Annotated in this window: 13 protein-coding genes; 5 read left to right on the top strand and 8 right to left on the bottom strand. The window is 39.3% G+C overall.

From position 1 onward, the window contains the following. Positions 1 to 124: 124 nt before the first annotated feature. Positions 125 to 1,570 (bottom strand): cardiolipin synthase, encoded by a 1,446-nt coding sequence (cls, locus tag LC090_RS08445; protein WP_226657116.1) that lies wholly within the window; start codon positions 1,568 to 1,570, stop codon positions 125 to 127. Between the two features lie 204 nt (positions 1,571 to 1,774). On the opposite strand from cls, the gene LC090_RS08440 reads away from it, so the two are divergent. Then, positions 1,775 to 1,912: a hypothetical protein gene (locus LC090_RS08440; RefSeq protein WP_226657114.1), complete on the top strand. Its 138-nt coding sequence runs from the start codon at positions 1,775 to 1,777 to the stop codon at positions 1,910 to 1,912. A 166-nt stretch (positions 1,913 to 2,078) separates the two neighbouring features. Next, a complete protein-coding gene (locus tag LC090_RS08435; protein WP_226657112.1) occupies positions 2,079 to 2,714 on the top strand; it encodes an FMN-dependent NADH-azoreductase in 636 nt (211 codons plus the stop codon). Positions 2,715 to 2,759: 45 nt separating this feature from the next. Here the strand turns inward: LC090_RS08435 and LC090_RS08430 are convergent, their stop codons facing one another. From LC090_RS08430 to LC090_RS08420, 3 genes are all read right to left on the bottom strand, one after another. Continuing rightward, a complete protein-coding gene (locus LC090_RS08430) occupies positions 2,760 to 2,966 on the bottom strand; it encodes a heavy-metal-associated domain-containing protein (protein ID WP_226657110.1) in 207 nt (68 codons plus the stop codon). A 106-nt stretch (positions 2,967 to 3,072) separates the two neighbouring features. After that, the gene (locus LC090_RS08425; protein ID WP_226657107.1) at positions 3,073 to 3,468 is read right to left on the bottom strand and encodes a DoxX family protein; all 396 of its coding nucleotides are present in this window, start codon (positions 3,466 to 3,468) and stop codon (positions 3,073 to 3,075) included. A 70-nt stretch (positions 3,469 to 3,538) separates the two neighbouring features. Next, the gene (locus LC090_RS08420; protein ID WP_226657105.1) at positions 3,539 to 5,155 is read right to left on the bottom strand and encodes a M20/M25/M40 family metallo-hydrolase; all 1,617 of its coding nucleotides are present in this window, start codon (positions 5,153 to 5,155) and stop codon (positions 3,539 to 3,541) included. 218 nt (positions 5,156 to 5,373) lie between these two features. Between LC090_RS08420 and LC090_RS08415 the strand changes: the two genes are divergently transcribed. Together LC090_RS08415 and namA are read left to right on the top strand one after the other, a co-directional pair. Further along, the gene (locus tag LC090_RS08415; protein WP_226657103.1) at positions 5,374 to 6,159 is read left to right on the top strand and encodes a glycerophosphodiester phosphodiesterase; all 786 of its coding nucleotides are present in this window, start codon (positions 5,374 to 5,376) and stop codon (positions 6,157 to 6,159) included. A 74-nt stretch (positions 6,160 to 6,233) separates the two neighbouring features. Next, positions 6,234 to 7,253 (top strand): NADPH dehydrogenase NamA, encoded by a 1,020-nt coding sequence (namA, locus tag LC090_RS08410; RefSeq protein WP_226657101.1) that lies wholly within the window; start codon positions 6,234 to 6,236, stop codon positions 7,251 to 7,253. A 25-nt stretch (positions 7,254 to 7,278) separates the two neighbouring features. On the opposite strand, the gene rnz is transcribed toward namA, so the two are convergent. After that, on the bottom strand, positions 7,279 to 8,211 hold the full coding sequence (gene rnz, locus LC090_RS08405) for a ribonuclease Z (RefSeq protein WP_226657099.1): 933 nt from the start codon (positions 8,209 to 8,211) through the stop codon (positions 7,279 to 7,281). Positions 8,212 to 8,301: 90 nt separating this feature from the next. Here rnz and LC090_RS08400 point away from each other — a divergent pair, with 90 nt between their 5' ends. Beyond that, on the top strand, positions 8,302 to 8,898 hold the full coding sequence (locus tag LC090_RS08400; RefSeq protein WP_226657097.1) for a CPBP family intramembrane glutamic endopeptidase: 597 nt from the start codon (positions 8,302 to 8,304) through the stop codon (positions 8,896 to 8,898). Here LC090_RS08400 and LC090_RS08395 read toward each other — a convergent pair. Genes LC090_RS08395 through LC090_RS08385 form a run of 3 tightly spaced genes read right to left on the bottom strand, consistent with a single transcriptional unit; the run spans position 8,866 to position 12,244 of the window. Continuing rightward, positions 8,866 to 10,068 (bottom strand): hypothetical protein, encoded by a 1,203-nt coding sequence (locus LC090_RS08395; RefSeq protein ID WP_226657095.1) that lies wholly within the window; start codon positions 10,066 to 10,068, stop codon positions 8,866 to 8,868. The two genes, LC090_RS08400 and LC090_RS08395, sit on opposite strands and share 33 nt — an antisense overlap. A 14-nt stretch (positions 10,069 to 10,082) precedes the next feature. After that, positions 10,083 to 11,294, bottom strand: a complete 1,212-nt coding sequence (locus LC090_RS08390; protein ID WP_226657093.1) for a DUF58 domain-containing protein — start codon at positions 11,292 to 11,294, stop codon at positions 10,083 to 10,085. Beyond that, entirely contained in the window at positions 11,291 to 12,244 is a 954-nt protein-coding gene (locus tag LC090_RS08385; protein ID WP_226657091.1) for an AAA family ATPase, read from the bottom strand. The genes LC090_RS08390 and LC090_RS08385 overlap by 4 nt, the downstream gene beginning before the upstream one ends. Between the last annotated feature and the right edge of the window lie 23 nt (positions 12,245 to 12,267).

The following is a 12,267-nucleotide window of genomic DNA, read 5'->3' as shown; positions in this document are numbered from 1 at the left end:
TGCATCTATAAGCTATACGAAATAGAAGAAAGGAATGTTTCATGAAATGCCTCTTATATTCCGTAAATCATATAAAAAAAGCGTGCTAGAGTAGCACGCTTTTCGAAAAGGAATAGGAAAATATTTATAAAATAGGAGACAGCAATCTTGAGATCGACTCTTTAAATCGAATCCAAAGAGACCTATCTAAATAGGCTTCTTCCGTTAATTCCACGCTTTTCTTCATATCTTCAATAAAAACATTCTCTAATTCTGTGGATATATGTTCATCATAGATAAAGGCATTGACTTCAAAGTTTAATCGGAAACTGCGCACATCGATATTTGCGGTTCCGACAGAAGAAATTTCACGATCGACCGTGATCGTTTTTGCATGAACAAAACCATTTTGATAAATGTATATTCTTGCACCTGCTTTTAGTAGTTCGCCAACATAGGAATAGGTTGCCCAATAGACAAATGGGTGATCAGGCTTGTTAGGAATCATTAATTTAACATCTACACCGCTAAGAGCTGCGATGCGCAGGGCATCTAAAAGGCTAGCATCAGGTATAAAATAAGGCGTTTGGATAAAGATCGTTCGTTTTGCAGAAGTGATTAACTTAATATATCCATTCTTGATTTGTTCCCATTCAGAATCTGGTCCACTGCTAACAACTTGAACACCAGCTTTCCCTATTGGTTCAATGATTGGGAAATAGCAAGATTCATATCCTACCTTATTGCGTGCAGCATGATTCCAATCTAGCAAAAACCTAGTTTGCATAGCGAGGGTTGCACTTCCCTCGATACGAAGGTGTGTATCTCGCCAATATCCAAACTTCGGGTTTAATCCAAGATACTCATCCCCCACATTAAATCCACCAACATAACCAAGGACTCCATCAATTATAACAAGCTTACGATGGTTCCGGTAATTCAATCGCGTATTAACATAAGGAATACGTGAGGGGAAAAAGACCTCCACTTCTCCACCTGCTTCAATCAGCTCTCTGAAAAAACGCTTCCTAGTTTTTCGTGACCCCATCTCATCATAAAGAACGCGAACCTTTACGCCTTCTCGCGCCTTTTGAGCGAGCTTTTCTACAATTCGCCTTCCCAATTCATCTTTTTGGAAAATGTAATATTGGAAATGAATATGATCCTTAGCACGCCCAATATCTTCAAGAAGAGAATCAAACTTTTTTTTACCGTCTGAAAAAATGTGAATCGCATTGTCCTGTGTTAGCACGGCATCATCATTAACGAGATGCATATAAATCAAGTCCTTATGTCGCGCAATTTCCTCATGCCTAAATGGATAAACACCGCTTTTAATTTCACTAACCTGTTCCTCTATTAAATCCTCAATTCCTACTTTCTTAATGTTATCCCAATCGAATAACCGCCTTCTGCTGAGGTTTTGACCAAAGACCAAGTACATGACAAAACCAAGAAGAGGGATAAAAAGCAAAACCATTAGCCAGGCCCATGTTGCACCAGCATCTTTACGTTCAAGAAAAATAACGAGAGCGGCAAAACCAAGATTAAGTACAAATAAAACCCCTAATAAAATTGATATAATGTGCATAAAATAGCTCCTTTAGCGAAGACCCTAACAAGTTACGTCGTGAATTAAGTTTACATCATTTTAAGCTCGTAATTAAGATTCACAATCTAAAGATATCACATTTTCTTTTTTATAGAAGAAATTCACCTTTAAAATCATGGAACACCTTCCATTTGTTTGAAATACAAAGTAAAATAAACGTAATAGAGACAAGGAGGCGATCTAATGATTGGTAAACCAATTCATTTTGATGGAAGCTCTAGTACCTCTTCAACCCCTGTTGAAAAAAAGCAACCTTTCATACTTACAGATGAAGCCAGAAAAAACCTCAGCGGTAATCCATTTCAGCAGCCTAAAAGCTAAGCCTCGCTTAAAAAGCAAGGCTTTTTTCATTCCACTTCAACCTAAATAATCATGATTATAAGCAAAATACTTGAATCCAAAATCAACATCCTTTATAATTTGTCTTGAATTAAGAATAATTTAATTCGAGATAAATTCACACATCATGAAAGGAATGAACATTGAAATGGCAAAAGTATTATACATCACAGCACATCCACACGATGATACACAATCTTATAGTATGGCAGTAGGGAAAGCTTTTATTGACACATACAAGGAAACAAATGAAAACGATCAAGTTGTTCACCTTGACCTTTATCGTGAGCACATCCCTCAAATCGATGCGGATGTTTTTAGCGGCTGGGGAAAATTACAGTCCGGCAAAGGTTTCGAAGAATTATCTGCTAGTGAGCAAGAAAAAGTACAGCGTCTTAGTGAATTAAGTGAAGAATTTATTGAAGCGGATAAATATATATTTGTAACACCACTCTGGAATTTTTCCTTCCCTCCAGTAATGAAAGCATATTTTGATTCTGTATCAGTAGCTGGTAAAGCCTTTAAATATACTGAAAATGGGCCAGTTGGTCTTTTAACCGATAAAAAAGCGATTCACATTCAAGCTCGTGGCGGTGTTTATTCAGAAGGTCCTGCAGCAGAAATGGAGATGGGACATCGCTATTTTACAACGATGATGCAATTCTACGGCGTTCCAAGCTACGAAGGACTTTTTGTAGAAGGTCATAACGCGATGCCAGAAAAAGCAGAAGAAATTAAACAAAATGCAATTGCACGCGCGAAAGATGCTGCACACACATTCTAAAATAATTCACTTATTAAAAACCAGCTGACAAGTCAGCTGGTTTTTCTATGAGACAACGTATCCCTGGTTTTCCACTATTTCTTGCAAAGCTGACCGAGAAACCTTGCTTGGATCAAAGGTAACATCTGCATTTCCTTCTTTAAAATGAATTTCAACAGCTGAAACACCACCTAGTTCTAGTAAGGCGCTACGAATCACTGCTGCACAATAATCACCAGTCATTCCATCAATTTTAAAGGTTACTTGCTCCACTACTCTGTTTCCCCCTCACGAACTTGTTTTGTCATTATTCTTCCCATTTAACAAGATACTATGATGAACCAAAATAGCGAACATGAAGGAACTTCTATAATACGTTTTAAAATGATGAATGATCCTTTTGTTTGGCAGCCCATAGCACCCACCAAATTAATAATGGTTGAAAGAGTAATCGAATCCAAAGTAACATGGTATTTGCTTCTTCCTGTCCAGGTGCTGGAACACCAGCAATCGCTGCATAAATATTGGCGGGGAAAATAAGAATTAAATAAACTGCCGTCCAAAATCGTGCCTGCTTACGCGTAGATGGAACGAGGAGCAAAATAGCTAATACAATTTCAAGAACTCCTGTTACATAAATCACCCCAAGCCTGAAAGGTACCCATTCAGGAATCATTGCTGCGAAGCCTTCTCCTTGGACAAAATGCGCAATACCCGCAAAAATAAAGAAGAGAGCAAATAGCACTAGCCCAATCCGACGAAACGTTTTTATCATAAAGAATCTCCTTTTCAACTGGATTCTTACATGATAGCAAACTTCCCTTCTCATGTAGAAGAAAAACGCTTTACCGCAGGAGTTGTTTAATTGTATAAGGAAGCATTTCATGTAGCGTTTCAAAAGAATAGGTTAGTTCAAGTCGCTCAGTCCATTTATGCGCATCTCTTCCCTTTGGTCCAAGATTCATAACAGGAACCTTCAATTGTTCCAGCGCCTCGAGTGGTAATGTGTAAGATTGCCCATATAAAGGCATATTGCACATTAGTGGCTTAATGGTTTCCTTCGTTCGTTCTAACCCAACAAAGCTTAAATCAGAGAGCCCTGGAAAGTAATGTTGCGGTTTCAACTTCACTTCATGCTTTGTGTCACTATAGGCCATGACACGTTGAATCGTTTCTTGAATAAATGGATCATGACGAGAAGAAACGGCCGGGTAGAACGGCGGGTTATAAAAAAGAACGATCATTGGCCCATCATCTTTACAAAGCGCCGCAAGATCAAACACCATTCGAGTTGAAAGATCTCGATCGCCAAGATCTTTAAAGTTTGCCGAGATGTAATCCTGCCGACGTTTAATTTCGGCTTCTCCAAACAAAGTAACAGCCCGTTGATGAAGTTGTTCGTAGGTTAGCACGTTTACCTTAAATGGCTCAGGAACATAACTTTGAAGCATAGAGAAGGCAGTTGCTTTTTCTAAATAGTGAAGTTCAATACGCCTGGCGGCAATTTTAACGGCATTCATCAGTTTATCTGTAATCTGTTGGATACTACTCTCCATTCCAAGCACGTTAAATAGAGTAACTCCTACATGTGGAATTTGAACCGAATATCCTTCTTTTAAATCCTTTTGCATTAAATTGGTTGGCGGAGGTGTTACCTCTCCATCAACGACTTCACAGAAATCAGCATTTAATTCTAACTCTTTTGTTACTTCTGCAACCATGTAATTCGCGTTTAAGCCAGAGAATGGCTCGCCAACATGGGTTTCTTGACCATAACAGAAAAAACCAGGAAGTAACTTGCCAATTGATCCAGAATAAACATAGAGATTTTGATCACCAGGATAGTTAGTGAAAACAGGTTCAGAATTTAAACACGCTGTATAGGTGAGATCATGTTGTTTCGCCATTTCAACGAGCACTGGAACGGCTTCGATCATCCCTAATGAATTGGCTTCCTCATCTGGAACAGTAAGAAATAAAAGATTCCCATCAAACTCCCCTGCATTTGCTTTTTCAAGCATGCTCATCTGCAAGGCAATTCCGGCTTTCATATCCATCACACCTCGACCAAACACCCACTCTCCACTCTCAAGATCATTCTGAACTTCTAGTGGCATTTTATCGAGATTCTTGTATATTTCTTCTGTTAAATCGTACGGACTGAATGCTAGATTTTTGAATTGTCCGTAATCTTCTATATCGACTACGTCGAAATGACTGATTAAAATGACCGTTTTCTTCGCTGTTCCATTCTTAATGAGCCCTGTAACAAAAGAACGACCATCACTTGTTGGATGAAGAGCAAGCATTTGAGGATTGTCTTTAAAATAGTCTAAATCCTGAAGCTGAAGATGGATATATTCTGCAAGTGCTACCTCTGGGTAAGAACCTGTTATACTCTGATGTTCGACAAGTCTCGATAACAAATACATAAGCGTTTCTTTTGATTGCCATTTCTCCATCTCATCGCCCCCTCCTCTTTTTTTGCAAAATCCCCCTGTTTTTGGTAGGTTAAATGGGCATAGACGGACTTTTATGAACGACTCTCCGTCTCACCACCTAAACCATTTTCAAACCGTTAAGGTAAGGTTCAAGTTCTCCTAAAGGTTCGAATGGGAGTTTACTTTATCATATTTTATACATACAAAACTTGAAAAGACCAGAAGAAATGGGGAAAATTATGACAATCATATTTGCTCATAGAGGCGCTAGTCGACAATGTCCAGAAAATACAATAAGTGCTTATGAACGAGCAGTAGAGCTTGGAGCTGAAGGAATTGAAATTGATATCCAACTTTCAAAAGATGGGGTTCCTGTTGTCATTCACGATCGTACATTAAAGCGGACGACATCTGGGAAAGGAATTGTGACCGATACTACTTTTGCTGATCTTAAAAAGCTTGATGCTGGCAGCTGGTTTTCTCCAAAGTTTCAACACGAGCGCATTCCCTCTTTGGAGGAAGTATTGACTTTCGCTTCCAATTATCCTGATTTGTGGCTAAATATTGAATTAAAATATTATCGAGAGAATGATGATCTTCTCGCCCAAACAGCCATACCGATGATAAAAAAATTTCGTTCTGATAAAAACACGCTGATTTCTAGTTTTGAACATGAAAGATTGATTGAAGTACATAAATTATGGTCTAAATTAGAAACAGCACCTCTTTACAAAGGGAATTTACATGAACCATGGCAATACGCCAAAAAACTAAAAGCTAAAGCGATTCATCCTCATTTCAAATCCATCCATGCACCACTTATTAAAACCGTTCGATCTCACGGTATAAAAGTACGCCCTTATACGGTCAATGAAGAAAAATGGATCAGACAATTTCTCGATTGGGAAGTTGACGGTTTAATGACAGATGTTCCTGACCTTGCTCTAAACATCATGCATAACAAGCAAATTTCTCAACAAAAAAAACCTTGGTGGAAACACATTTGGAGCATAATAACAAAGTAAAGCACGATTTGCGACTTCTATTTTTGTACATGCTATACTTAGGGTCACGAAAGAAGTAATAAAGGAGAGATCGCATGTCATCAGCATTATTTACACCTTATACGATTAAAAACGTTACATTTCCTAACCGAATTGTTATGAGTCCTATGTGTATGTATTCGTGTGAAGCAATGGACGGGAAAGCAACCGATTTCCATTACACACACTATACTTCTAGAGCTGTAGGAGGAACAGGTTTGATTATTACGGAAGCAGCAGCTGTTACCGAACAGGGCCGCATCTCTCCACAGGACCTTGGCATTTGGAGTGACGACCATATAGAGGGATTGAAGAAAATCGTGCACCTTTCTCAGGAGCAGGGAGCAAAAGTAGGCATTCAACTTGCCCATGCTGGCCGAAAAGCCGTATTGGATGGTCCCATAATCGCGCCTTCAGCCATTCCTTTTAGTGATAAAATGAAGACACCTCAAGAGATGACGGTTGATCAAATTAATGAAACGATTGTGGCCTTTAAAGAAGGTGCACGAAGAGCAAACAAAGCAGGGTTTGATGTTATTGAACTTCACGGTGCCCACGGTTATTTAATTAATGAGTTCCTATCTCCCTTAACAAACAAACGTGAAGATGAGTACGGTGGTTCAAAGGAAAATCGCTATCGTTTTCTTCAAGAAATCATCACAGAAGTGAATAGTGTATGGAACGGTCCACTGTTTGTACGTATTTCTGCGGAAGAATACCACGAAGATGGAAATACAATGGAAGACTTCGTTTATTTTTCAAGCGAAATGAAAAAACAAGGCGTTGATCTTGTTGATTGTAGTACAGGCGGGGTTGTACCAGCGAGCATTGATGCCTTTCCGGGATATCAAGTTAAACACGCTGAACAAATTCGAAACGAAGCGAATATGGCAACTGGAGCTGTTGGATTAATTACACATCCTCTTCAAGCAGAGGAGATCATTCATAACAACCGTGCTGATCTTGTCTTGCTTGCGAGAGAACTATTAAGAAATCCTTACTGGGCCAGAACTGCTGCAGCTGAACTTGGGGCAGATCTAGAAGCACCTAAACAGTATGAACGTGGTTGGAATTAAGTCATTGGCTAGAACAAAACCGAGCTCAAGATGAGCTCGGTTTTGTTCTAGGTATATGAACCGTCATATGATCTTCAACAAGATCTGTATTTTCAAAAACGGCTCTTGCTTCACTAACCAGCGCTTCCATATCAACTTCTTGGTATCGAGAACTAATATGGTTGAGTAGCAGTTTCTTTACCTTAGCAGTCTTAGCAATTCGAGCAGCTTCCTCTGTGGTGGAATGATAATACTCAAATGCAAGCGACGGTATTTTATTTGAAAAAGTAGCTTCATGAATAAGAAGGTCGGCATTAGCGGCAAAACGAATCGTCTTCTCATTAAAACGCGTGTCCCCACAATACACAATATGTCTTCCTTTTATAGGTGGACCGATCACTTCACTCGGGTGCACCATTTTCCCATTCTCTAGTGTAATCGAGTTCCCATTCTTTAACTTTTGATAAATTGGACCTGGCTGTACACCAATCGACTTTAATTTATCAACATGTAACGCGCCTGTCTTATCTTCTTCTTCTAACCGGTAACCATAACTATCGATCCCGTGTTCTAACAAAGCCACCTTAATAGTAATATCTGACTCTTGCATCTGAAAACCGTCCTCTATTTCTATCATACGGAGCGGATAGCGAAGGTGCGTACCGCTAATTTCTATGGCGGTATTAATAAAACGAGAAAGCCCTTTAGGTCCGTATATCTTCAGTTCCGACTCTCCCCCTTGAAAAGAACGACTTCCAAGAATGCCAGGAAGCCCAAATATATGATCACCATGTAAATGAGTAATGAATATTTTGGTCAGCTTACTAAGGGTAATCGTGGATGTAAGAATTTGATGTTGTGTCGCTTCCCCACAATCAAACAACCAAACTTCTCCAGAATCTAACCGAAGAGCGGTCGAACTAACGTTGCGTTTCGTTGAAGGAACACCAGCACCTGTTCCTAGAAATGTGAATTCCATTTCAATCCTCCTTCTTACCGCTTCTTTGTCGCAAACAAATCAATGATCGGCTACACTGTATTTAGGCATTTAATACAGGAGCTGAGTGGCATGCTTTCAAACAAACAATTATATTTCACATTATTTCTTTCACATTTCCTATTATTCCTTTCTTTCTTTTGGTTTAAAGACGTTTTTTGGCCACTCTTTACGATTTCTCTTCTCCTCCTTGGAGGGATATCGATTCGTCATGTTAAATGGAAAAAGCCGTCTTTCTTTCATCTATTGATGGGAACCTTCAGCGGTGTTTTTCTTTATTTCGTGTTCTTATTGGGTAAAACCATTATGCTTGCTCTATTCCCTCAATTTATAACACAGGTTGACGAACTTTACACCCTTGTCGCACCGGATAAAGCCTGGCACTATGTAAGTCTGATTCTGATTATCATTCCAGGAGAAGAACTATTTTGGAGAGGACTTGTCCAAACAGAACTTAAAAAACGTAAAATCAAATATCCAATTTTACTAGCAGCTCTTCTTTATATGAGTGCTCACCTGTATGCAGGTGCTTTCCTTCTACTTCTCGCCGCTGTGCTAGCTGGATTCTTATGGGGATATTTGTATGACCGAACCCACAATATGATTGTTCCGTTGCTTTCACATCTTGTTTTTGATTTATTTCTTCTTGTTTTTTTTCCACTTCTGTAAGGCATGCTCTCTTAATTCCTGATGGAGGTTCTTCATATGCTGTTTGTATAGAAGGACTTCCTGCCGATCAGGATGTTTTTCCCCATATCTTTCCTTTATGTAGATGTCTCGAACAATATTCTTGCTGTCAGTTTCCCCTGGGATTTTCCGTAACCATTCACTTACAGTTTCTCCTGTATGACGCCCAACCCCATACTTCAACGCCTTTTTTTCTAGATCAAAAAGCTGCTTTCTTATCTGATTCGATGGTGGTTTTATTTGTCTTACTTTCTTTTCTTCGCTTGCCTTCAACATTTCACTCGTTAAAGTCGCAAAGGAGCTTACAGGAAGGCGAGTTAGCGTAAGCCTTTTTTTATAAAGGATAAATAAGAGAACTAGTAACGCAATAGTAAGGCACGTATAGAAAATAAGCTCAAGTGGCAGATCTAGACTTTGTCCATTTACCATTTGTTCCTTATTTACTTGTTGGTTTTCCACTTGATCGTTCCCTTCTAAGAGAAGAGAATTTTGAGTAGAGCGAGTAGGAAGGTTTGAGGTTAGCCAGTAGATCGGCAAACCAATGACATATCCAGCTCCACCAATCGTATAAGAAATCACCTTAATAAGAGGATCTTTCATCCAAATCATTATACTAAACAAACCGCTAGAAACAGCTAACAATAGAAGAATCGAACTCATTGCCCATTTTGCCTGTTGAGGTCCCCCTGTTTTTCTTATCTCTACTGTTGCTCTACATAGGAGGAACAACAGAAATTGAACGAGAGGAAGTAGAAAAACGACCTGCCTTAACTCAGAAGAATTACTGAACAGAAAGAATAAAAAGGAACCTGCTAGAGTCAAAAAGAAAACGAGCGTATCGTCATCTCGATTCGTCTCTCTTATATTGACGTAGCTACGCCATGCGATCGTAAGTGAAAGAAGAATGGCATACAGAATCGGTACACTTAATAATATACCCACCATAACAGTTAGTAGGATTAGCGGTAATATCCATGCAAACGTCAATTGCTCACGCTTTTTAAAATAAACGAGAAAAAAACAAATGCCACACCCAATGGCAAGAATAAGAAAAGGAAAAAGAGGCGGCAAGGTTTGTTCATATAAATAAAAAAACGCTAGAATGAAGTAAACGAAAACCATATCGTAAATGTAATAGAGAAAATGCGGCAATTCTCTCAGTCAATTCATTGAGCCTGAATCCTTTCAATCTCATTAAGGTACGCATGCCCATCAGACATCGTCACGTCATAGCACTTGTGACCTTTGTTTTTCAAAGACCCATAAAATGCTTCTTCTTCATTTGATTGAAATGGCTCACCTATTCGAATGAATACAGAGCGTTCTGTTATTTGCTTTTTGAGTAATGAACTCATGCGTTCAAAAGATAAAAGTGGCCTTGTATCATCAATGCGAGCCATTAATTCTAGCGCCCTACTTAATTGAGCATTGCCCTCGCCCGTTTCAAGTACCATAGAAGAAGCCGGTCCTTCAGGATCTAAATTAATATAAATCTCAAACGCTACCGCTCTTTTCGTAGCGATGGTGCAAAGAAAGGCTAGACGGCTAATGTAAGCTTCAATATTACTGGAGACCTGGCCGGGACTGTTTTTTCTTTTAACAGATAAATCAAGAAAAAACACCCACTTCATCTCGATCGATCGCTCGTAGACTTTCGTTTTTAATTCTGATGTTCTTGCTGTAGCTTTCCAATGAATACGATTAAACGAATCACCGTTCACATATTCCCTGGCCCCGGAAGGAGCAGACAAATTTTCATAAAGGGAATGTTCATAAGCATGATTCCCCATTTCATAGGTCGAAAGGTGCTCAACCCCTCTCACCTCACTCAACTCAGGGTATATCAATACTTCAGTTTGAGAGAAGCCATTAAATCTTGATAAGCAGCTACCTAAACCAAAGAGGTCATGAATAGTAAATTGAAGGTTCCTTATGCGTGTAGCTCCTCTTTCATAAGCATGAACGGGAAAGGAAATATGCTTCCGTTCATTTTTTCTGAGAAAAAAAGGAACGGAATAGTAGTGAAGGTTTTTCGTGTTTTGCACACTTTCGAGACTGGTAACGTGGAGAACAGGCTCAAGAGCAAAGCGCATCTCACCGCTCCAAATCGGCAACTTCCCTCGATTTTGTAACGAAAAAGAAAGCGTATCATGCTCACCTTTGAAAAGCTTAAGCGTACGACGCTTATTTTCGATCTGTACAGATTCAGTTGCTTTCTTTAAATAGATTCGAGTACCATAGGTAAGGAGCATGAATGCCATGGTTATCATGAATAATTCCACCGATTGAAAGTAGAAAGCAGCAATAAGAAATACCCAACTTAACCCCATAAAGGAAGATAGGAAATAAGAGAGTGTAGTACGTGATTCCCACCTCATGCCGGTGATCCTCCACTTACTTCAACTGGAACGTCAACTTGAGCAAGAATCTCTTGAAGTACAGTTTGTTTTGTTTTACGCATCGCTCCTTCCATCGTCAAAACAAGACGATGACTAAGGACATATGGCGCTACGAACTGAATATCCTCAGGAGTAACAAAAGACCTACCTTCAATGAATGCTTTTCCCTGTGCTGCTTTCATAAAGGCAATGGTTCCTCTCGGACTTACGCCAACACTTATGTATTCTCCGTTCCTGGTAGCTTGCACGATACTTAACAAATAATCTTCAATGACTTCAGAAAGGACCACTTGCTTCACTTGTTCTTGAAACAATTCAATTTCCCCATCTTTAAAGATCGCCTTTAGATCATTGAATGGATTTGTCAGTCTCAGCATCTGAATCATTTGTTTCTCTTCTTCTAGCGTTGGATACCCGCTTTGCATCTGCATAAAAAAACGATCCATCTGAGCTTCCGGTAATGAAAAAGTTCCATGCGATTCGAGAGGGTTTTGAGTGGCTATAACGATAAAAGGAGTCGGAAGTTTAAGTGTAGTTCCTTCAATCGTCACCTGCTTTTCTTCCATTACTTCTAATAGACTCGACTGTGTTCTAGGCGTTGCTCGGTTAATCTCATCCGCAAGCAATACGTTTGTCATAACAGGGCCAGGACGCAATTCAAAATCTTGGTTTTTAGGATTGAAAAACTCAATACCCGTTACATCACCAGGTAATACATCAGGAGTGAATTGTACTCTTTTATATTGACCACCGAGAAGGACTGCCATGGATTTCGCCAGAAGGGTTTTCCCAGTGCCCGGAACATCTTCTAATAGAACATTTCCATTATTCAACAATGAAATCATTACAAGCTCAATCGTTTTTTCCTTTCCAATTAAAACTCTCTTCATTTCCTGCTGGACAAGGTCCATCTTATCAACAATCTTCATAATAGCAGCTCCTTTTTAGACGA

The sequence above is a fragment of the Guptibacillus hwajinpoensis genome, assembly GCF_020524165.1.
In the GTDB taxonomy this organism is placed as follows: Bacteria; Bacillota; Bacilli; order Bacillales; family Guptibacillaceae; genus Guptibacillus; species Guptibacillus hwajinpoensis_D.
This window is presented reverse-complemented; position numbering and strand designations above follow the sequence as displayed.